Source organism: Aquibacillus koreensis, from assembly GCF_025154055.1.
GTDB classification, from domain to species: Bacteria; Bacillota; Bacilli; order Bacillales; family Amphibacillaceae; genus Aquibacillus_C; species Aquibacillus_C koreensis.
Genome location: NZ_JAOALK010000047.1, coordinates 23,217 through 46,700, shown reverse-complemented (window position 1 = coordinate 46,700; position 23,484 = coordinate 23,217). Strand labels below are relative to the sequence as shown.

The 23,484-nt window shown below is 34.5% G+C and carries 17 protein-coding genes and 1 pseudogene; 4 read left to right on the top strand and 14 right to left on the bottom strand.

Going from position 1 to position 23,484, the window contains the following annotated elements:
* Positions 1-307: 307 nt before the first annotated feature.
* The 5 genes from NYQ66_RS13290 to NYQ66_RS13270 form a co-directional block, all read right to left on the bottom strand.
* Positions 308-769 (bottom strand): CarD family transcriptional regulator, encoded by a 462-nt coding sequence (locus NYQ66_RS13290; protein ID WP_259870152.1) that lies wholly within the window; start codon positions 767-769, stop codon positions 308-310.
* Positions 770-1,104: 335 nt separating this feature from the next.
* Positions 1,105-3,387, bottom strand: a complete 2,283-nt coding sequence (locus NYQ66_RS13285; RefSeq protein ID WP_259870151.1) for a glycoside hydrolase family 3 C-terminal domain-containing protein — start codon at positions 3,385-3,387, stop codon at positions 1,105-1,107.
* A 127-nt stretch (positions 3,388-3,514) separates the two neighbouring features.
* On the bottom strand, positions 3,515-6,265 hold the full coding sequence (locus NYQ66_RS13280) for a glycoside hydrolase family 3 N-terminal domain-containing protein (protein ID WP_259870149.1): 2,751 nt from the start codon (positions 6,263-6,265) through the stop codon (positions 3,515-3,517).
* 378 nt (positions 6,266-6,643) lie between these two features.
* Entirely contained in the window at positions 6,644-9,160 is a 2,517-nt protein-coding gene (locus NYQ66_RS13275) for a GH39 family glycosyl hydrolase (protein ID WP_259870147.1), read from the bottom strand.
* Between the two features lie 220 nt (positions 9,161-9,380).
* Positions 9,381-9,947 (bottom strand): Uma2 family endonuclease, encoded by a 567-nt coding sequence (locus NYQ66_RS13270; RefSeq protein WP_259870146.1) that lies wholly within the window; start codon positions 9,945-9,947, stop codon positions 9,381-9,383.
* A gap of 948 nt (positions 9,948-10,895) precedes the next feature.
* On the opposite strand from NYQ66_RS13270, the gene NYQ66_RS13265 reads away from it, so the two are divergent.
* Genes NYQ66_RS13265 through NYQ66_RS13250 form a run of 4 tightly spaced genes read left to right on the top strand, consistent with a single transcriptional unit; the run spans position 10,896 to position 14,268 of the window.
* On the top strand, positions 10,896-11,993 hold the full coding sequence (locus NYQ66_RS13265) for a hypothetical protein (protein WP_259870144.1): 1,098 nt from the start codon (positions 10,896-10,898) through the stop codon (positions 11,991-11,993).
* 5 nt (positions 11,994-11,998) lie between these two features.
* Positions 11,999-12,772, top strand: a complete 774-nt coding sequence (locus tag NYQ66_RS13260) for a hypothetical protein (protein WP_259870143.1) — start codon at positions 11,999-12,001, stop codon at positions 12,770-12,772.
* Positions 12,765-13,628: a hypothetical protein gene (locus tag NYQ66_RS13255; protein ID WP_259870142.1), complete on the top strand. Its 864-nt coding sequence runs from the start codon at positions 12,765-12,767 to the stop codon at positions 13,626-13,628. The genes NYQ66_RS13260 and NYQ66_RS13255 overlap by 8 nt, the downstream gene beginning before the upstream one ends.
* A 1-nt stretch (position 13,629) precedes the next feature.
* On the top strand, positions 13,630-14,268 hold the full coding sequence (locus tag NYQ66_RS13250; RefSeq protein ID WP_259870141.1) for an ABC transporter ATP-binding protein: 639 nt from the start codon (positions 13,630-13,632) through the stop codon (positions 14,266-14,268).
* A 178-nt stretch (positions 14,269-14,446) separates the two neighbouring features.
* Here NYQ66_RS13250 and NYQ66_RS13245 read toward each other — a convergent pair whose 3' ends face one another.
* From NYQ66_RS13245 to NYQ66_RS13205, 9 genes and pseudogenes are all read right to left on the bottom strand, one after another.
* Positions 14,447-15,178 (bottom strand): Fic family protein, encoded by a 732-nt coding sequence (locus tag NYQ66_RS13245; RefSeq protein ID WP_259870140.1) that lies wholly within the window; start codon positions 15,176-15,178, stop codon positions 14,447-14,449.
* Positions 15,179-15,289: 111 nt separating this feature from the next.
* Positions 15,290-17,638: a TOTE conflict system archaeo-eukaryotic primase domain-containing protein gene (locus tag NYQ66_RS13240; RefSeq protein ID WP_259870139.1), complete on the bottom strand. Its 2,349-nt coding sequence runs from the start codon at positions 17,636-17,638 to the stop codon at positions 15,290-15,292.
* A gap of 335 nt (positions 17,639-17,973) precedes the next feature.
* A pseudogene (locus NYQ66_RS13235) lies at positions 17,974-18,236 on the bottom strand (type II toxin-antitoxin system RelE family toxin).
* Entirely contained in the window at positions 18,205-18,465 is a 261-nt protein-coding gene (locus NYQ66_RS13230; RefSeq protein WP_259870138.1) for a hypothetical protein, read from the bottom strand. Before NYQ66_RS13230 ends, NYQ66_RS13235 begins: the two are co-directional and overlap by 32 nt.
* Before the next feature lie 448 nt (positions 18,466-18,913).
* Positions 18,914-19,705, bottom strand: coding sequence for an alpha/beta hydrolase (locus NYQ66_RS13225; protein WP_259870137.1), 792 nt, complete (start codon positions 19,703-19,705; stop codon positions 18,914-18,916).
* Positions 19,706-19,784: 79 nt separating this feature from the next.
* Entirely contained in the window at positions 19,785-20,654 is an 870-nt protein-coding gene (locus NYQ66_RS13220) for a Nif3-like dinuclear metal center hexameric protein (RefSeq protein WP_259870136.1), read from the bottom strand.
* Between the two features lie 49 nt (positions 20,655-20,703).
* A complete protein-coding gene (locus tag NYQ66_RS13215; protein WP_259870135.1) occupies positions 20,704-21,684 on the bottom strand; it encodes a LacI family DNA-binding transcriptional regulator in 981 nt (326 codons plus the stop codon).
* Positions 21,685-21,771: 87 nt separating this feature from the next.
* Positions 21,772-22,602, bottom strand: coding sequence for a carbohydrate ABC transporter permease (locus NYQ66_RS13210; protein WP_259870266.1), 831 nt, complete (start codon positions 22,600-22,602; stop codon positions 21,772-21,774).
* Positions 22,602-23,483 (bottom strand): carbohydrate ABC transporter permease, encoded by an 882-nt coding sequence (locus NYQ66_RS13205; protein ID WP_259870134.1) that lies wholly within the window; start codon positions 23,481-23,483, stop codon positions 22,602-22,604. The genes NYQ66_RS13210 and NYQ66_RS13205 overlap by 1 nt, the downstream gene beginning before the upstream one ends.
* Position 23,484 lies beyond the last annotated feature (1 nt).

Genomic DNA, 23,484 nt, shown 5'->3' with positions numbered 1-23,484 from the left:
TTTGTAGAGTGTTAAGTTTTTCACTAAATTGTCTGTAACTCTTTAAATTGGCTCGTTGCACCAGGGAGTTATTTCACACTGATAGGGGGAATTGATGAAAAACAAATTATTGATGAGGTTTAAAGACATTAAGGAGGAGCAATTATTGACCTTGCACTTTTTGAATACATTGATATGCGTATTCAGACCCACGGTTCATTAATTACCAAACACTAGCTGAATACAAAGCAATACGTCATTTACTATTATTTCAGTCTAGTGTCAACATACCAATGTTTTAAAAGTGTACGTTATCTATGAATTAATCTTAACAGAATACTTCTAATTGCTTTTCTGTGATACCTTTAATTAATTTTAGTTCACTCATTAAAAATGCATGAGCATTATCAAACATTTTCTTTTCGCTTGTATTTAGCGCTTTTTCTTTCTTCATAATACTAAGATCGCGTACAACCTCAGCACCTTCTTGTATATTACCCGTTTTAATTTTGTTTGTGTTCACTTTATACCTATGTTTCCACGGCAATAATCGATCTGGTTCTCCGTGTTGAAAAATCTGTATGATTTGTTTTAGTGCCATTATGTCAGTAACTGGGCGAATACTTGAACTAGATATTTTACTCGCAGGAATCATGATTTGCATATTACTGATCATCATTTTTATGACATAATACTGTTGTTTTTCCCCTGAGATTTCCTTTTCTTCTATGGATTCAATTATACCTACTCCATGCATAGGATATACAATGTGTTCGCCAATTTTAAACAATAAATCCCCTCCATATATGGTATTGGTATTAATCATAACACAGATACGTTTATTTGCCAAATTTTTTATTTTATCATAACTGATTATATCAAGTCAATAAAAAACTTCAAAAAAAGTGAAAACGATTGAATTTCATCTTAGAACACCAATATAAGTTTAATTCACCTGCATATAATAAACTAAAATCTATAAACCATTTACAATTATTTTATTGACAGAGTATGATTCCATTTTTTATACAAGCAGAAAAAAAGGCTTCTCATGTGTTTATAACACAGAGAAACCCGCTTTATCTTTCACCATAGTAGAAGCGTTAATGATATTTCCGTTTGAAATTAACGGTTAATCCACCTTAAAAATGTCTCAACCCTTTTTCTACTAATTTTCCCACCTGAAAAACGGTCAATTTGTCTAAATGGCATGTTTATAACAAAGTACACATTATTAGCCGTTAATGGTTTTCCAATCTTCTTAAGGAAAACATGGACGAACATAATAGAATTATATAGCATTTTTCCTATCCAGTTCTTATATTGAGCTTGCTTAATCGTGTCATTCATACCTAAATCCTTATCCCGGTCCCAATTTGTAGGTGGAAGTTTTCTCCCCAATATTTTCTCGAATTCTGAATCAGGGATATCCTTTACATTTGCCGATGCATAGTGCGGATATTCATTTTTCAAGAAAACAGTTGGAGAAACACCAACCATTTCAATAGTTTCCTCTAAATGAATCGCTTGAATGGAACTACCTACTTGAATCTTGTAGTCCCCATTTTCAATCTCCCAATCTTTCACTTCAGGATTATAGTAAGAAAAATCTCGTTTCGTTAACGCTACCGACACTCGCTTCGTTTTACCAGGTTCCAAGTAAACTTTATCAAAGCCTTTCAGTTCCTTTTTCGAACGAAAAATACTTGAATCTACCTTTTCCATATATAACTGCGCAATCTCGGCTCCAGCCAAGTCACCTGTATTTGTCAGATCAAAACTTACAGTTAAACCATCAATCTCTATGTTGCTATATTCAAAAGTAGTATAAGATAGCCCGTAACCAAATGGATAACGCACTGCTAGATTTGCTGTTTCAAAATATCGATAACCGATGAATAACCCTTCTTTATGTTCACTTGTTGCTTGTTCTCCCGGATAGTATGCCGAAGACGGCACATCTGTATAATGAATAGGGAATGTTTCGCTTAATTTACCACTTGGATTGTGTTTACCGAGTAAAAGATCAACAATAGCTTCCCCAACACCTTGGCCAGAAAGATAGGTGTGTAACATACCTTGTACATGATCTGCAAATGGTAATTCAAGTGCTCCACCGCCAGCTAAAACAACAACCACATTCTTATTTACCTTTATTAATGATTCAACAAGGTCTAGCTGATTTTGAGGAAGTTTTAAATCTTCTCGATCTACCCCTTCTGCTTCTTTACTTTCATCAAGACCAATAAATAAAAGTACTGTTTCAGCAGACTCTGCAAGGCTTGTTGCTTCTTTCAATAATTTACTACTCTTTCCGCCCATACGTTTAAATCCCTGTGCATAACCAACTATATTTAAAGAAGAATCATGTAAATGCTCAAGCGGATTACTCAACTTATAGGGATTAATTAATGAACTACCTGCGCCTTGATACCTTGGATTTTTCGCAAAATCACCAATAACTGCTACTTCTGTTCCGGCTTTAAGCGGAAGAATATTATTTTCATTTTTAAGCAGTACCATAGACTGACGAGCCGCATCAACTGCTTTATTGTGGTGTACTTCATGATCGACTTGTAAGGGCTCTTTATCATCTAAACGCACTTTATTTATAAGAGATAACAATTGATCTACTGCTTCATCTAATACCGATTCATCTAGTGTTCCTGCATGTATTGCATCAACTATTTCCTTATCTGTAATTCCATTCGTAGATGGCATTTCTAACTGGTTATGAGCTTTTAACCCGGCAACACGGTCATTATTTCCACCCCAGTCCGTTACAATAACACCATCAAATCCCCATTCATCATATAAAATGTCATTCGCTAAATGTTGATTTTCATTTGCATATTCGCCATTCACCTTATTATAAGACGACATGATTGTATATGGATTACTTTCTTTCACTACTTTTTCAAATCCGGTTAAATAAATTTCTCTAAGTGAACGTTCATCCACAATTTCATCAATCGTCATACGCATATGTTCCTGACTATTGACAGCGTAATGTTTAGGGCAAGCTGAAATACCATTAGACTGAATCCCTTTCACCATTTCACTAGCAAGTTCACCCGTTAGGTAAGGATCTTCTGAGAAGTATTCAAAATTACGGCCACATAATGGATTACGTTTTATATTTAGTCCAGGCCCTAGTAATACACTTACTTTTTCACTGCGAGCTTCCATACCGATATCAAGTCCTACGTTATATGCAAGTGACTTATCCCAACTATTTGCTAACGTTGCTGCTGTTGGATAACAAGTTGCTGGTAAACTTTTGTTTAGTCCTAAGTGATCTGCTTTTCCACCTTGTTTACGCAGTCCATGTGGTCCATCAGTTAACATAATCGATGGTATATCAAGTCGTTCTACGGCCTTGGTATTCCAAAAATTTTGCCCGGACATGAGGGAAGCTTTCTCCTCCAAGGTCATTTGTTTAATTATATTTTTATGTTTCATTCTTCACCGCCCCCGAAGTTATCAATTGGTAAGAAGGCGGACAATGCCCACCTTCTTACTCTATCAAGTATTATTATTTGTTAAAAATGTGCGTTTTTAGTGTTGCATATAGTGCGTTATGCATGCTATTTCGCAGTCCAACTGTGATCGCTTCTGGATGCTGCTCATATGCTGCTTCTAATTTATTTTTGTTTGATGGAACGGAAAATATATCTAACATTAAGTCATTACCAGATGTAACGGCTTGTGGTGCTTCCATAAATCCAAATACCGCATCTGAAGATACTACACCTTCAAAGCCCCACTCATCTCGCAGCATGCCATTTAACAATTCTGGATTTGCCCATTTCCCATCGATGTAGGAGAAACTAGACATTGCACCCGTTACATCAGCCTCTTTTACAGTCATTTCGAAAGGACGTAGGTGAATTTCTCGCATTGCTTGTTCATTCGACCATACTAGAATCCCAGAGCGTGCATTTGTTTCTTGCTCGTTCATTGCAAAGTGTTTAATGAAAACAGTAATACCTTGGTCTGTAGCACCTTTTGACATACCCGCACCAATCATACCGTTTAATACAGGGTCTTCTGACATATATTCAAAGTTCCTTCCACCTTGTGGCGTACGATGAATATTTAGAGCTGGAGCGTACCATCCGTGAATTCCGTAAGCTTTTGCTTCTTGTCCAATCACTTCACCCATCTCGTAAGCTAAATCTTTATTCCAAGTCGATGCCATTACGATTTCAGTCGGGTAAGCACCGGCTTCAAACTGCTTGAAGAAGAAACTGAATCCAGCAGGACCATCCATTAAAACTGTATTCGGAATACCAATTTCATCAATTGCTTTTGTATGATAAGCACCCTCTGAAACATAATCAATCATTTGATCAACAGTTAATTGGTCTAAAAAATCATCCCACATTGGATCATCATAATCTAACCCTTTAAGGTCTTCCAAATTAAGACCATTGTCAGCACCTGTTGCAGGCATTTCTACATCATCATTATATGCATGTCCTTGAACTCTTTCGATCACTTTATCAGTAGCAACTTTTGTATCATCTTGATCTGATGGATATGTCCCTTCCCAATCGTTACGAGAAAGAACAGTCATTTCGTTTTCAGATTGAGTAAAACGATTTTTGTATGTTGTTCCTGTATCTCCATCTGTTTGGTACACAATATCTTCAGCTAATTCAAAATTTAGTGTACTGTCAATTTCATGGACATTCTTACCAAGTTTAATTTCGTATGTTCCATTTTCTAAAATATAGTTTTCATTTGTCATATCATAAGAAGCCATGTCTCTTGTATCATATTGAATCGTTACTACATCATACTCTCCTGGTTCTAATGATTTTGTTTTTTCAAATGTAGCTAAGTTAATGGCAGACTTCTCAATACCTCCTGGTGTATAAGGAGCAGAATAATACACTTGCACAACGTCTTTACCAGCTACATCACCTGTATTTGTTACCTCTACTTGTAACTCAATAGAATCACTATTTAATTCTTGATTAACAACATTCCAATCAAATGTTGTATAACTTAGACCAGATCCAAAAGGAAATTGAACAGCTTGATTGTACCCTTCTTCATTTCCTTGATAGAAAGTTTCATAGAATCTGTATCCTACATAAATTCCTTCTTCATAGTTAAGATAAGCTTTGTCTAAGTTTTCATACTGATAATCTCCGAAATTTTCACTAGCTGGAGAAGATTCAATATCATAAACATACGTATCTGTAATACGTCCTGAAGGATTTAACTCTCCTGATAATGCTTTAGCAAGGGAATTAGTTCCAAATGGCCCAGGTGTTCCAATCCAAAGAACAGACTGAATACTTGGGAATTCCTCAACAAACCCTAGTTCTAACGTATTACCAGCATTAACAATAATGGTAACGTTACTAAAGTTTTCAGCTACTTCTTCAACTAAATGATGCATTTCCTCTGATAACTTTAATTGATCTTTACTTACATCTGAAGCTTCTACGGCATCACTTTGAATAATAATCATAGCATTTTCAGAGTACTCTTTCGCTTGGGTTAACGCAGCATCCGTCACATCCGGTTCACCAGCAGCCTCATCACCACTTAACATTCCTTTTATAACTTGAACAACACCAGTGCTCGAATTTCCTGTCGTTGCTTCTAGTTCTGGCAATCCCACATAGTAATCATATAATTCCTGATTATATTCAATCCCTGCATTCGTAAGTGCATCAAATAGATTCACAGCACGAGTTTGGTCGGATGCGCCAGAGCCACCTCCACCATACTTAAAATTAAATGCAGTAGATCCAAAGACGTTGATTTTTTTATCTGTTAATGGAAGTGCGTTATTTTCATTTTTTAATAATACTAACCCTTCATTCGCAATCTCTTCTGATACAATGTCAGCGGCATCCCTTGCTTCTGCAGCTTCGTCACTTGTTGTATCAATCGCAATATGTTTACCAGTAATGTTCTCCACTAAGCTTAAGACTGTCGGCCCTACAGTGACACCAATAGTTAGTAACAATATAGCAACAATGGACCAGCCAGTGAAACGTCTTGGTCTATTTTTTAATTTCTTATAGATTTTAGCCTCTTTTTTCGCTACTTTTCTTTCTTTACGGCTTAACGATTTCAATTCTTTTTTTCTTTGTTGCTTCTGCTCTTTTCGCAACAGTTTATCGTTTTTAATTTCTGCCTTTCGTTCTGATTCTGGTAAAGCAGCGATTTCTTGTTTTCTTTCTTTACGCTTAGCCTTATCTTCTTTCACACGCTGCATAATTTCATGCTTCTTGCTTTTTCTATTTTTAAAATATTCAAACACGATAATCCCCTCCAACTTCTATATATACTTTATTTCAAAGTATATTAAAATTCACATTTTTCTAACTTCGCCCACTAAGATAACGCTTCCATTTTACATGTATGAAAATCCATTTTGATAGAATTCTGATACTTCATTTTCCTTATTCCTTTTTTTATCCCCTCTCGCCTCTTTATTACCAGGAAAGATGTGATACCATAGCGGACTTTCCTACGGGTTAGTTACAATATACTATCCAACATCTCGGAATACATTCCATTAATTAAGATATGCTATTCCGATTATTGACTTTTATATAAAAATAGACACCGCCATAGTGATGGCAGTGTCTATTTTCAAGTCCTATTCTATTATGATTTTCATACCTATTTATCGTTATCAATACCGGCGTATTATTTCAATCAATTGTATTTCATGAGGGTGTAGGAACGTTTCAAGTCTATAATTATTTTGAGCAGAAATATGCTGTATTTTCACTCCAGGTTCCGCCCGTCCTTTCATATAGTTAATAGTATCATCGTCCATATCACTAGGTGCTCCAGTGTCTACCCAAGCATCATAGGAAGATCCCTGGTGTCTATTCACATACTGCTTCTTGATTATATACTCACCATGTAAGCCCTCCAAAGTTAATTGAATTGACTTCACACGTTCGTCTTCGAATACTTTATAGCGACTAGTTGGTGAGAGTTGGGAATAATCGAAACTTCGGTATAAATGATTAGGATGGCTATAATTGAAAAGTAGTATTTGGTAGTCTTCGCCACTTTTAGTGACGATCATATCTTCTAGTTTAGTAACTAAATAATCACCAAGCTTGCTTAGAAAATAGAATGCATGGTACCCAGCCTTTTTTATTCCATTGTAGGTCATTAATCCAAACCCTCCATGGAAGAGCGGCTGCTCTAATTGAAACTCATCAAATATGTCTGTGAATGTCCAAAAACCCATCCCTTTTACTTTTTCAAAGTTTTCAATAACATTCTTAGTGATAAAGGCTCCCATATAACAAGTGTCGTGTAAGAGGTCCCTGCTATCCGTATTTGCATTCCATTCCGTTATCCATCGTTCTTGATTTAGTGTTACTAATTCTTTGCTCTGATGAATCATATCGTCAATAATTTTTGAAAAATTATGTTCATCACCTAGCATAATGCTATTAGATTCAGCTACTTTTTGCATAACGGTTCCTGTTAAGTCCATACCACTTACAATTTCTATTGATTTGGGTTTTGATGAAGAATTTTTGGATAAATTGTAAACATGAAAGGAAAAGAAATCTACACCAACCTTTTCTTTTTCTGCAAAAGCATCAAATTCACTTAACCAAGTTTGGTGTTTGGAAAAGTTAATGGTTCCAAACCCTCCAATTTTTAATTCAGGATCGATTGCTTTTATGCATCGATAACTCTCCGCATAAAAGGTAAAGAATTCCTGCCTTGTCCCTCCCCAGAAATGTTGTACTTCCGGTTCATTCCAGAATTCAAAATACCATGTTCTAACTTCTTGAAGTCCATACCGATTCATTACATGTCTGAAAAATGCATCCAGTAATCTTATCCAACGATCCATTTCTTTTGGAGGGGATACAAAAGCATCCCACCAAAATATCTTCTTTTCAGTACTTGCTAAATCTTTTGGCATAAATCCAATTTCAATAAAAGGCTTTACATGGGCGTCAAGTAAATTATCCAATAAAGAATCAATGTGATTAAAGTTAAAATAAAAGGACCCATCCGATCTCTCGTTATAAACCATGAGTTGGTCCGAAAAAATGCCGTGAAATCGGATGTATTCGAAACCTATATCGCCCTGAATCTGTTTCAATTGATCATAGAAATCCTTTCTGAGGGCATGAGGAGCAAATCCAAAAGTCGATAATCTTGTGAAAGAACGATCTATTTTATGTAGATAATTCGTAACATCAATTGTTCTTGTTTCACCTTTTGTTATTTGGATGTCTCCAGTATCCTTACGATCAAGGTATTTGAATAGATTGGTGAATGATTCCTTGCTGTTGATACTCAGATAATCCTTTACGATGCCTTTTTTTAGTTCTAATTGATATTGTTCTCGATATTGCATTGGCGTTATCCCCAATACTTCCTTGAAGACTCTGTAATAGGCTTTACTGTCTGGAAAACCAAATTTAAGAGCAATCTCCGTTACGGTTTCTTCTGTTGTCCGCAAGGTGAATAATGATTTGTTTAAGCGCATGCTATCTAAGTATTTTTTCAGGGAAACCCCTACATTGGATTTAAAATATCTGGACAGATAATGTGGATTTAATGAAAACTTTTTTGCTATATCCTGTAAACCAAAGTGTACTTCTAGACAATGGTCATTCATATAATGAAGTATTTCTGCGAGTCTTTGGTCATCTTCCATTCGCTTTTGCTTTGTTGTTGTCGGCACTTCAAAATGTTCTAGCAAAATGACTACAAGATCCAATAGCATTTTCTTAACCTTAAGGTGGTAAAGGTTTTTCTTATTCAATACCAGGTCCATCATATTAGCTAGGATATATTTTATTTCATCTAAAACAAACATAGATCCTTCTTCAACTTCCCTTGAATTCAAATAGAATCTTTTTTGCTCAAGATCAGTCCCCAAATTCTTAAAGTACCGGTTGTCAAATTGCAGAGCTAACACCTGTGTTTGTCCAAACACTGTCTTAGAATTGATAAAATGCAGCTCATTTCCATTCACAAGAAAAACATCACCCATTTGAAGATGATAGTCATCTTGGTTAACCCTGATATCCAATTCGCCTTCCAACACAAAAAGAATTTCAGTCGCTTCGTGCCAATGAAAAGGAAATTGTTCTACTGTATGTGTGAAAATGTTAATCGGCAAATCAACCTGATAATCTATCTGCTCATATTGGTAATGCATTCTTCACCGCCCCTTGTATGATAATTATCCATACTTTAGCATAAGAAAAATATCTATACAATTTTTCAAGTGTTTGTTTAAAAGACTAGGTAAAAATAAAGAGGCTTTTCAAAAGTTGTGGTAACTAATGAACAGCCTCTTTTATTTTTTTAATACATTAATAAAATGTTAGCATTTAGATAAGATGTGAGATTGGTGGTAGGGGTTTAAATAAAGAAAGTTAATTATTGAAAACATCGGCTGTATCAATTCGAAAACCTTCAAACAATCTGGATGTTACTTCACCTTTATTTTTTTGCATATCATGTTGTTCATACATATTCTGATCATTGAGGGCATATACCACGACTGCATTCAACATTGGATTAACAATCCAATACTCTTTGACACCATAATTCATATAGATATTTAACTTGGTAATAAGATCATGTGACTGATTGGAGGGGCTTAAAACTTCAACAATTAGACTTGGAACGCCAACATATCTAGCATCTGTAAAACCACTTTCATCACAAATGATGCTTATATCCGGAATGACAATTTTGCTGTCCTTCACTTTTTCATTTTTTAATTCAATATCGTATGGCGCATGAAATAACTCGCAAGACTTGCCTTCAATATAACTCCCAAATTTGTTCTCCAGCTTTCTAGATATACGTTGGTGCTTTGTCGATGGGGATGGTGACATATAAACAAATCCATCAATATATTCTAGTAAAGTATCGGATTTTTCACGTATTTGGAAATATTCATCAATAGTCATGGAATCCGTACGGTACTGATTCATTACGCCCATCCCCCTTTTTTCTGAAATTACTAATTTTATTTTACCACGTTTTGTTAAAGGCACTCACTATATTGAACCTCAAAAAGCGTTTGAAAATTTGTCTAAATAAAGAAAGTCTATTTTTCATACTGACTCTTTGAAGTACGAAAAAAGTGCCTGGTCCTTGTACTTTCTAGAGTAATTTCTATTCGGAAATGAAAAAAGAGGCTTCCATTAAGTTAACATTACAGTTACTTCTAATTTTCACTTTTTACCACCATAGATAACTGCATGGGTATTTGTATGAAAAAATGTCAGAATAATTAGGCCGCTAAATGCAGTATAGAATTTCATTTCTATAAGCACTAATGTCACAAACACCCATTTTTTTGAAAAATAATTATTCAAATGACAAAAGATATCATTAAATTACGTTATTTAACACCCTAAATAGATTTTTTGTAGATAAATAGATTTATTTCACATCAACACATTCCATATATTAGTAAATAATGTTATATTTTAGTTGTTATTCTTTCATCCTATTTCATGCAAGTTATAATAGGATAATTACATCCAGTTTCTTCACAAGCAGCAAGCTATGGATCTATTATAACTCGATCATATGGGAATCATGGAATTACATACTTGTTAGAAAAATTAGTTCTTCGAGTCCAAACGTTAGTCTAAGCCATTCTACTACTCCGACTAGCTACCTATTTACTTCCTTCACCTAAGAGAATTTCTTATACAAACGCAACTAACATAAATAATAATATTTCTACTTCAGGTAAACGTCTCCCAACCTATCGCTCTGGATATGGTGGCGTTGAAAAAAAGTATTGCTTGTCAGCATACCCTTTCTGAAAATAATTTTGTGAGTTATAAGCATCATTGGATCTTAGACACCTTGATTGATTTAAACAGGAGAACACGCCTCCTGTTATCTTTATACAAGGAGGGTTTTAAATGAAACCTTTAGTATTTTTGAATTACTTAATATTGCTGTTATTTCTGATTGCCTGTGAAAGTAGTGCGGAGACACCTGATATACCAAACAACTTGGTTATCAAGCTTGATAATAATCAGGAAGGTTCGATTGAAACAGCAAGAATACATACAGCTGCTTTTATTAACTTGAATGTTGATGATGTTGCTAATCAACTACTACAAGCGGAAGTAATCAATAAAAGGACCTATGCCGAAGGCCAGCAATTTGAAACGGATGGGGACATATTCAAAGAATATATGTTGGTTTACGATGGTGGGAAAGCTTTTGGTGAGTCGAGTGGAGTGAACGGTGGATTTAATTACTCTAAATATATAAAAAATGAAAATAAACACTATCAAACTGTTGCAAATTTAGATCCTACTTCGACTAATCAATCACCTCCTTATGCCCTGAATAGTGACTACCAAACTTTTAATGACTTATCTTTTTTGCCGTATGACGAGGCAGAGCAAGACGTTCTAGAAACATTTTCATCTGTTGGGATTAAGAACTTGCAAACAGAAGTTATCTATTCTCTCGACCAAAAAACAATGAACACCCACTCTACTCAATATATGGAAGCAGCAGATGAGGATGAAACGCAAACAGAATGGACGGCGGAAGACGAGGCTTATTTGTTTTTTTTAAGACAAGCTGTTGACAATATTCCACTTGCAAATTTTATTTGGCAAACGGAAGCTCGAGGGGTAAACGAAGCGACAGAAACGGTTATAACCGCTATTTACAATAAGGATGGAGACCAACAACTAAGTGCGACAGGGGTATATGACATTCTAAGTAGTAGCCAACCTCAAGATATTATTGATCATAAAGATGCATTAAATAAGATTGTTGAACATTATTCCTCTACCATACTAACAAACGAAACAACTATTTATGAGCAGGATCTTTATTATGTTGGCGTTGTCGATGGAGAAAATTATAAGCTAATTCCTGCATGGGTATTTCAACTTGTTAGTAAGCAAACAGATGACAAGGGAAAAGAATACGATGAATATAGTTATTTTGTCATCAACGCAATATCTGGTGAAAAAATAAAAGAGGCAGGCGAGTAAAATAAATGAACCTATTTCTAAATCTGCAAAAAATTAACTTTCTACAAGCTGTACTATCTTTCCGCTTTTTATTTAGTAGTTTTTTAGTTTTCATAACGATTACTGCCACGACTTTAGCGATTCTTGACGAACCACAAGATGTGATCGCTCTACTAGAGTTTGGATTAACTGGCTCTCACGGAAGTCTCATGTTAATCATGGGGACTTTACCTTTACTACCTTTTGCGATTTCTTTTGCTGTTGAGTGGGAACAGAAATCCGTTTTGTTTTGGGTCATTCGTACAGGTGTTAACCGCTATGCTATTAGTAAGATAATTACAGGTGCATTTTCAGCATTCTTGGTAACTGCAGTAGGCTTAAGTATTTTTGTACTGGCTATGGATGCGTGGCTACCAATCTATGATCATAGCTATGGAGTGGAGGCATATCAACCCTTTTTGACAGATGGACAGATTACATTGTACTTGTTATTTCGTATTTCCCATATTTCCTTAACTTCCGTATTGTTCGCAATATTAGCCTTTTGGGTATCCACCATGATTCCAAATAAATATGTTGCTATGGCGGCTCCAGTAGTATTCTATTTTATCGCTCATAGACTAACAACTACACTGAACATACCAGTTTACTTAAAAGCACTTACCATAATTGAAGGTCAATACGACGCTGGTTCTCCTCTTTCAACCATCTTGTTGAAAGCAATTACTGTGTTGGTTTTGTCGTTACCATTAGCTTATTTATCGGTGAGAAATATTAGAAGGAGGATTATACATGACTAATGCAAAGATGGTATTATTTTGCACACAAATAAATATGAAAAAGTGGCTCGTAAACCCAAGAATTTATACAATCTTTGTATTAGTATTTGTTTTCTTGCTTTATCACTCTTATGGTCTATCTACTTTTTCAGATGAAGTAGGACATGGCGTAAGTCCGTGGGTATTTCCTCATTTAATAACGCCACCTGTCTTGCAAGTGTTTGCTTTTTTTATGGTTCTTTTATTTTGCGATGCGCCATTTAATGATCGACACACCCCATTTGTATTGATCCGAACAGGTCGAAGAAACTGGATTATTGGTCAGATTCTATACATTGTATTTGCATCGGCAATTTTTACAATATTCACCTTTATTACATCTATTATTGTACTTATTCCAAATATCCAATTTTCCATAGATTGGGGGATTCTGATTAAATCTCTAGCTTCTGACCCATCTATCGCACCAACAACCGTTACGGTGTTCTTTAATCCTGGATTATTATCAACTGCTCCAATTACTGCAACAATTGGTAGTATCTTTCACTTTTTTACTGTCGCTGTTTTCATTGGTGTTGTTATATTATTCTTTAATCTCTTGTTTAAACAAATGATGGGGGTAGTTGTCGCAGGAGTATTTATTGCCCTCTCTTTTTTTGTTCTATATATTGGGAATATAATCTTTGGTTTTAAAATATATTATTTTTCTCCAGTTAGTTGGATGAGTATATCCTATTCTGGTTGGAGTGATAGTGGATCATTTCCGTCACCTATATATGCTATCTCTGTTTTATTGCTCTCTATTATTATGATGAGTATCGTTTCTGTGTTGATTTTTTGTCAAAAAGATATGGAGTTAAAGGGAGGGATGAGTTAATATGGCAGAAAATATGGTAGAAGTAATTGGTGCTGTAAAGAAATTTAAAGATGTAGTGGCTTTAAATGACGTTTCTATTAATTTTGAAAAGGGCAAAATTCACGGAATTATTGGTAGAAATGGTTCTGGAAAAACAGTTTTATTCAAAACAATATGTGGGTTTATGAAGCTAGACTCAGGAAAGATTCATATTGAAGGAAAAGAAGTTAAACCAACTACGAATCAAGAGATCGGTCTCATCATTGAAGAACCAGGATTCATAGACAGTCTAAGTGGTTATAAAAACTTAAAACTGCTTGCCTCCATCAGAAGGAAAATAAACGATGAAGATATTAAGAAGGCCATTGAATTAGTTGGACTTGATCCTACTACAAAAAAGCCGGTGAAAAATTATTCGTTAGGTATGCGGCATCGGTTAGCAATAGCACAAGCGATTATGGAGAAACCGAGATTACTTATACTGGATGAACCAATGAATGGATTAGATAAAAGTGGCGTGATAGAGATGCGACAGTTATTCAAAAGATTAAAGGAAGAAGGCATTACTATTATTCTATCTTCACATTACGCCGAAGACATCGAGGCACTATGTGAAACTGTTTGTGAGATGGATAATGGCTTTTTAGTTAAGGTCCAGTAATAAAGAAATTTATAAAATTCCCTGTAAAATTTAGTATTCCTTACGTTTAAATAGGTACATAAAAATAAGGCTTCTTATTAGTCGTGCAACAAATAAGAAGCCTCTTTTATATAATTGACGTTAGCATGGAGATAAAATGGTGTATCTTATACTTACCACTTTATTGCTTACTAAGTATCTATTTTATTGCACTCAAATAAAGGTTTAACGAGTCTTCTACTTCACTTGCAACTATCTTAATAAAGTCATCATATTCTTTTTCTGTATGTGCTTTATCTAATGCTTCGTAATAAGCAATACGGTTTTCTACTTTAATAACAATTGGAGGAAAACCGTGTTTCATGAGTTCTAAATTTAATAACAAACGTGATGTTCTACCATTTCCATCGACAAATGGGTGAATACCAACAAATATAGCGTGTAGCATAGCTCCACGAACAACCGGATGCAATTTTTTTGTTTCTGCTTTTTCATACCAGCCAAGCAACTGCTCCATCTCTTCTTTTATAAGGAAGGGAGCTGGGGGTATATGTTTAGCCCCAGAAATAAAAACTTGCTGGTCACGATATACACCTGCATACTCATCGTCAATTCCTTTTAGAATAAGTCGATGTAGATTTTTAATTTGCCACTCCGACAAAGGTTCATCCTTTTGTACAATCTCCTCTACATATTGGATAGCATCCCGATGATTAATAACCTCCAAGTGTTCACGCAGTGTTTTACCACCAACAGTAATTCCTTCTAGGACTACCTTCGTTTCATTGATCGTTAACGTATTTCCTTCAATCGCATTTGTATTGTATGTCCATTCGAGTAATAGCTTTTCACGTAAGCTTTTTACTGTGTAATTAGGTAACGGCCGATTGGCATCTAAGTAATCCTTCTTTTGATTAATTTGTTCGAACATCGTTTCACCTCTCTAACTGAAACATACAAAACTGGAGAATTCTAACATTGAACTGACTATAACTTTAAAAGTAAATTAAATCAAATAAAAAAAGCCTATTTTATTGCTTTACTAGAATAATTGAATTTGTTGGCTTTTCTCTTTATTTTCACCATATAGACTATAACCAATATTTTTATATCCCTTTAACCGTTTCTGAAACATTTTCTGTAAAATATCCACATTTGAGTCTACATAATCAAACACTTTTACTTCATCTTTATTAAGGTGGTCCCGGTGGAGACGACCTACATATTGCTGCAACGTTCCTTTCCATGAGATCGGCATTGTTAGAAAGAGTGTATCTAATCTAGAATCATCAAACCCTTCTCCGACATATTTTCCTGTCGCAATTAATAATCGCTCCTCACTATCCGGTAAATTAATTAACTCTTTTATTTTTTGTTTTCGATCTTTCTTTTTCATAGCTCCAGTTAAAATAATTATATTTTTAGCAAACCCCTTAAAAAGTTCATAGAGCTCATCAATATGATCTAAGCGTTCCGTTAACACTATAGGTGATCGCTTTTCATCTAGTGCTTGTAGAACATCATTAAAAATCATATCATTTCGTTCTTTATTAGTAGATAACAAAGAATAGATAGCTTGTATGTCCGTTTCATTCGTTTTTAATTCTGTTTCTCTTTGCACAAGTGTTTGTTTAAACGAGCGAATACTCGCTTGTATTTTTTTATTGGTTTTATACCTTATTGGTCCACACTGCATAAATATGATCGGGTGCAAACCGTCTTTTCTAACTGGGGTTGCTGTTAGCCCATACACCTTTTTTGCTCGTACTGCTTTTAATACCTTCTCAAAGCTAACAGCAGAAATATGATGACATTCATCCACGATAATTTGCCCATAATGATGTAACTCTGGTTTGATTTCACCATTACGATTAAGTGATTGAATAGTAGCTATATCTATGTTGTAGCTTGGTTTATTTTTTCCTCCACCAATTTGGCCAACTTCTTTTACTGGGATGTTTAGAAAAGTGGATAATCGCTCTTTCCATTGTTCAACTAACTGTGTTCGATGCACAATGATGAGTGTATTGGTTTTATTTCTACTAATTAATGCTGCAGTTGTCACTGTTTTTCCAAAACCAGTATCTGCCGCCAATACTCCATTATCATAATTAGCCATGGCTGCAACAGCATCTTCTTGTTGGATAGAGAGCTGACCGTGAAACTTTGCATCAATTCCTTTTCCCATATTTTGTCTGTTTAATATTTTAAGAGATATTTTATATTTTGAAAAAATATCCTCTACTTTTTCTATTAATCCCCTTGGTAATAGGAGCTTATTGTCATTTATTTGTGTACAATCAATCATTCTAGGCATTCGATGTGTAGAATAACGTTTTGCTTGGGCTTTGAAAAACTCTGGATTTCCAAATGTCGCAAGTTTTTGTAACTCAGTTAGTATATTATTAGGTAATAAATCCTTAGGAATTTCAATACCCTGATTTAATTCGATAGTAATTTTTGTTGGCATGTTAATATTCTCAACTTGCTCTTTTACCATAATAGGATTCTCTTCATTAGAGAATTTTTTTACTATTTGTAAGATATCTTTTTCAGATATCTTTTTAACCGTAGATAAATATTGCCATTGATCGTCGTATTCCTGAAATGAATCGTTTACGAATACACTATTACCTTTCACTTTTGCTTGTTTTTGTAATGGGAGGGCAATTAAATTACCAAAACCACCTTTAGGTAATATGTCTTGATTAGGGAACATTCTATCAAAGGAATCCATACCAACTTCAAAGCGTTTTTCACTTGTTTTCGATAATAGAATCCTCCCAAACTTTCTAGCTGCCGAAGCACTAATTGCCTTCTCGAAAAAGAACCATACATGAGCCCCTTCTCCTGATCTGGAACGTTCGATATGATATGGTAGCCCTAATCTTTTACAAGTTTCACTAAATGCTTGTACATCATCTTGCCAATGTTTTTTATCAAAGTCGAGAGCCAGAAAATAACACGTATTATCTTCAAGTAACGGATATACCCCTACCGTTTTACTCCCACTTAAATGTTCGTAAATAACTTGGGTGCTTAAGGTTTGAAATGATTGATTAGAGCAATCCTGACATTTGATTTTAGGTTTTCGACAAAGCTCTTTATCCCACTCATTAGCACATACAGGTGAATAACCAGATTTGCCAGTAGTGCTCGATTCCCACCTTTTTGCAAACACGTCTGATCTTCCACGAAAAAGGTTCATGAATAGCAAAATAGCCGCTTTTTCCTTAGGAGAAAAAGCAGTCTTTGTCTTCGGTTGAGATGTTCGAGTGTAAGAGTTACTAAGACCATCTGCTTTATAGAGATCCTTTTTTAATTGCGTATTCTCTTTTTTTAATCTATCAATTTCTTTTAAAGCAGACCTGAGCTGTTCTTGAATATCCATAAGGCTACTCCAATCACTAAAAACTTTAACTCTAGTTTAGCCAATAATTTGCTTGTTTAACAGTATATTTTAATGTATTGGCATCCATATGAGATTAATATGAGTTTTATAGTATTCCCCGTTCGAAATGCATCTCAAAAAATTACAAAACATAATTAACCAATCCTTTTGTGAATACAGTCAGAAGTCCGTCCCGAATGAAGAAGAAGTCCTCACTCGTTGTAAAGAGTAAAAGAGTAAAAGAGTAAAAGAGTAAAAGAGTAAAAGAGTAAAAGAGTAAAAGAGTAAAAGAGTAAAAACTCTCTAGAATAAGCTAGAGAGTTACACGTTTAGAACTATTTATAAATATCTCCACGATTTCCTATTGCTTCGATAAAACTACTTGCTCTTGGTGGTCAATATTAAAAATCACACGGTAACTCCCAATTCTTAATCTATACAACCCTCTATGCCCTTTAAGATTTCTAATATCACCTTCAGGAGGAATGGATAAAAGTCCTTTTAATCCAGTTACAATTCTCTCTTGTGAGTTTTTATCTAATTTAGCTATGAATTTAACTGCGGACTTATGGTAAATCAACTTGTAGTCCGAATTCACGCTTCGTATCCTCCCCTGAATTGTATCCGTCTTTACTTTCTAACTGCTCGAGTTCTTCTTCTGTTAAAGGATCATTGTCACTTTTTAACTCATCTATCTTTTGCCATGATTCAGGCTTTTTGTTCTTAGATCGCTCAATCAAAAATTCCATAAAGTCATAGGCCGCTTTCTTATCCTCATCGTTTAAAGATTCCACCATCTTATATAAATCTTCCTTTCGAACAGCCACTTCCACACCACCTTTATCTCCATATACTTGTAGCTTTATTATAAGCCATTTTGATTGGTTTTTAAAAATGTCTCTCTACATATGCTTCTTATATATACTATGCACATCTCTAACAACAGCAATAGAAAAAGACTTCTAATTAGTTGATCACTAATTAGAAGCCTCTTTTAATATCTGATGTTAGCATTTTGTTACATGGACCCTTATACATCAAGGGTTTGGGGCCGATATTACATCATGCCGCCCCTATGGTGAGAGTGTGTAATATCTTTAACACTGTGTGCGTAGAGTGCGGTATATTAAGGTTTTGATTTTTACTGTAGTGGGTTCCATCTTCATTAGCGTGCATGCTAGCTGCCTTGCGTAAATATTAGGAATCCTTTTATACTAAGTGCATTCTATTTCAACCAATCAACATGAACAGACTTTACAAAGACATTTCTATAACCTATTTGATAGCCCACATTAAACCTTTTTCTATATACTCATTCCAAAAATCCCATGTATGCCCTCCAGGTGACTCTAAATATGTGTGTTCTACATGTTCAGACTTTAAGAAATCACGGAATTTATGGTTAACATCCAATAAGAAATCCTCTGTACCACATGCTAAATAAATTTCAGGTATTCTTGTATCGGTTTTCTTCAAGTTCCTTAACAAAGCTTCAGGGTCTTTACCGCTACCCTGAAGTTGGGTTAGGTCACCGAAGACACTTTTTAGATATTTATAATCGGCAATCCCGTCATCATAATCGGTACTTGCGTTCTGTATATTATATGTAATTATAGCTGAAGACAAAGCAATAATTCTTCCAAAGTTACCGGCATATTTTAATCCATTTCGAATCGCACCATAACCACCCATAGAAAAACCACCAATAAACGTATCTTCTTTATTGTGTGACAATGGAAATAGCTCTCGTGTATATTTAACTAACTCGTTTCCTACATATTCTCCGTATAATGCCCTTCTATCCTCATCGTCAATATAAAAATGATTTTCTCCTGCAGGCATAAAAACAGCAACATGAAACTTATCTGACAACTCACGAATTTTACTGAAGCTTATCCAATCAGTCACACCACCTGAATATCCATGTAACAAATAAAGTGCTTTCATAGGTCTTTGATTGACTGTTGGTTTTCCCGGTATCTCCATAGTATCTAATGGGATAAGTGCATTAAATATTACTTCTCTTTGTAAGGCTTTTGAATGATAATTGACCTGTAACATCGCCATTGTTCATACTCTCCTTTATTAGGGATAATAGCTTTTACGCCCATCATAACTTCCCCTGTAATTCTAATCTCTCATACTATCATAAGTAGATAAATGGTTCTTTTGCATCAATAAAGGTAACAGGACAATCATTAACCAATGGCTTAAGCCATTCTTGCATGTATTTCATACCCCATTCCTCACTTCTTTCATGACCAAGAACAATCATACCTTTATTTAGACCTAGCATTTTTGCATCATTAATATATGCACAGAGTGTCCATTCTAATATTTCACCACAAACAACTACATCTACATTGTGTTCACGGATCCATTCCATCGGCATTTGTTCTCTGCCTAAACCGAGACTACCTCCACCAACTAAAATACCAACCCTTTGACACTTCATTTCTGGATCACCAACAATTTGTATTGTATTCATTGATAATTTATCTTTAAAGAAACTTGCTAACTCTGCTAAAGATTCACCCTCGATTTCATAGATTGATAACCTATCCTTCATAATTTCATTAAGTTGAGATGGATTATTATTAACGTTTGTAATTGTATCTTTGTCCTTTTGATCTGGTGCTTTATCATCCCAATTCAATACCTTGATTAACCCATCATAGATTTTATCTGTTTCACCTAAATGCATATAATCGTGAAAACGCCATATAGCAATATTGTTGTTTTCTATTAATTTCTTCTTCGACAGGTATAAAGGGTCTTCATATAACCAATCTAATTCATCATTTCCAGTATAAAATGTTGGTTCATGTGTGATAATAAAATTTGCTCCTAAATCTATTGCCTGAGTAATTACATCAACAGTAGCCATAAATGTAGTAACTATTCCCTTAACTTCTGTATTGTAATCACCACATATGAGCTTATCCCCAGTACTATCGAGTCTAAAATCACCACATGTGTGACTTATTACATTCTCAATTACTTCTTTCACATTCATGTCATTTACCTCCCTAAGGTTCCAAATAAAGCTTATTGTTTTACGACAATTAAGTAGTTTCTCTTTCCAATAATTTAATCGGCAAAATAGTTTCCGCAGGAGGATTTTTTGCTAATATTTGCTTAATTAAATTTTCAACTGCGATTTTACCCATTTCTTTAATAGGTTGTTCTATCGTTGAAATCATATAATTCCGATTATATCCTTGGGCTATGCCATCATATCCTACTATTTTTACTTGGTTAGGTATTTGAAACCCTAATCTGTGACATTCATTTACAACCTGCATTGCAATAACATCGCTACTTGCAAATACTCCATCTATATCAGGATGATCGTTGAATAGTTTATGGACCAATCTTTCATAATCCTTTAAATCAAATCCATTGATATCAGTTTCTACTACTACATATTCTACTCCATGTTGAACGACCTGTTCCATAAACGCTTCATGCCTCTTCTTCGCTAATAGGTTTAGTTGTAAATTACCACTGATATGGGCGATTTTTTTACACTCTTTTCCAATCAATAATTGAGTTGCTACTCGCCCACCTTCATAGTTATCCGAACAAATGTAAGGAATTTCATCGGAGATCTTTCGGTCAATAGTAATTACTGGAAGGTTAATTAATTCAAAGTCTTCTACACTTATTGTCTGGCTCCCCATAATAATTCCATCTACTTGACTTGCTTTTAATAAATCAATGTACTCTTTTTCCTTGGCTCTATTTAGCAAGGAATTACAAAGAAGAACTTTATACCCGTGCTCATATGCATAATACTCAATATATTTTGTTAACTCAGAAAAGAATGGATGAGATATATCTGGAATGATTAAGCCAATAATATTTGATTTTTTTCTAGACAAAGATCTTGCTATTTCATTTGGTTGATAATTGAGTTCAACTATAGCTTCTTGTACTCTTTCCTTCAGATGATTACTTAGATATCCACGGTTATTTAATACTCTTGAAATAGTTGTAACAGAAACACCTACCTTCTCAGCAAGATCTTTTATCGTTACAGTCATTTAGTTTCCTCGTTTCTTTGAAATCATGATGATGGAAATGCATAATTCTAGTAATCTTAGTTACTATAAAATTCAAAGTAATATTACTTATTTTAAAGCACCATCTGTAATCCCTTGAATTATATGTTTTTGTAATACCAAATATAAAATTAATACAGGAATCATTGCCATAAGTAATCCTGCCATCAATGGTGCATAATCCACAGAATAGGATGAGAAAAAGTTAAAGACAGATAACGGCAACGTTCTAAGCTCAGGCGATTGCAGTATTAAACTAGCCAAAAGATAATCATTCCAAATAATTAGAACCTCTAATATAATTAATGTAACCATTACTGGTTTTAATAATGGAAAAACTACCACAAAGAAAGTTCGCAATCTTGAGCTACCTTCCATAAATGCTGCTTCTTCTAATTCATAAGGAATCCCTTTAATAAATCCATGAAATGTAAAAACGCCTAAAGGCAACCCAAACCCAACATACATAAACATTAATGTCGGACGCATATTCAACAGATCCATCTCACCATATAGAATAACTAGTGGAATCATTAATACTTGGAATGGGAGTGCCATTGACGATAAGATGGTGAAAAATAGTATCTTGTTAATTCTCCATTTAAATCTAGCAAATAAATATGCTGTCATTGCAGAAAAAAATACAATTACTATTATACTTCCAACTGTTAGTAGCAATGAATTAAAAATACCTTGCATAAAATTCATACTTTGAAAAGCATCAACATAATTTGAAAAATTTAATGATTTAGGTAATGAAAACGGACTTTCAATAAAGTGTTGTGTCGCCTTAAATGAGTTCATTACTACTATGATAAAAGGGACTAAAAAAATAAAAAGTGTGATGTATAAAGCAATCGACTTAGAAATTGCTAGAAGGCTGTTACTGTTTTTAACCATCAAGCCTCTACCTCCCGTTTTTTAAGTATATATGTCTGAGTAATTGCAATAAGAGCTACTGCCATGAAAAGAACAATTGCTTGCGCCTGTCCTGCACCATAATCGTTAGATAAAAATGCTTTTTGAACGATATGATAAGAGACCATTTCAGTAGAATTATATGGACCACCATCAGTCAATGATAAATTAATATCATATGCTAAAAATGCACGGGTAATCGTTAAGAAAAAACAAATTATAATGGATGGAATGGTAAGTGGTAATATAATCTTTCTTAGAATTTGAAAATAATTTGCTCCATCAATACTGGAAGCTTCTATTACCTCTTTAGGTACGCTTGCGAAACCTGCCATATATATAATGACTAGGTAACCTACTAGTTGCCAAACTGAAGCAACGACAAGCGCCCAAAATGCTTTATCTGGATCTCCTAACCAAGATTTCTCAAAAATACCCCAGCCATATTGATCCCCCAAATATGGCAATACCTGAGAAAATAGAGTTTGCCATAAGTAACCTAAAACTATTCCTCCAATTAAATTTGGAGTAAAAAAGCCCGTTCTAAGTAATCCCTGGCCGTTTATTTTACTTGTAAGTGCCAGGGCTATAAAAAAAGCAATAAGATTGGCAAATATTAAACAAGCAATAACATATTTTATTGTAAACCAGAATGAGGTAAGAAAATCTTTATCAGTAAATACTTCGAAGTAATTACTCAATCCAACAAAGGTGCTATCTCCTGTTGCAACACTCCAATTTGTAAACGTTAGATATAGACCAAAAATAAATGGAATAACGATAACAGCTGAAAAAATAATTAATGTTGGTCCCCCAAACAACAGAAAGATTCCAATGTTTTTGAGTTTTTTGTTTTGTCTCATA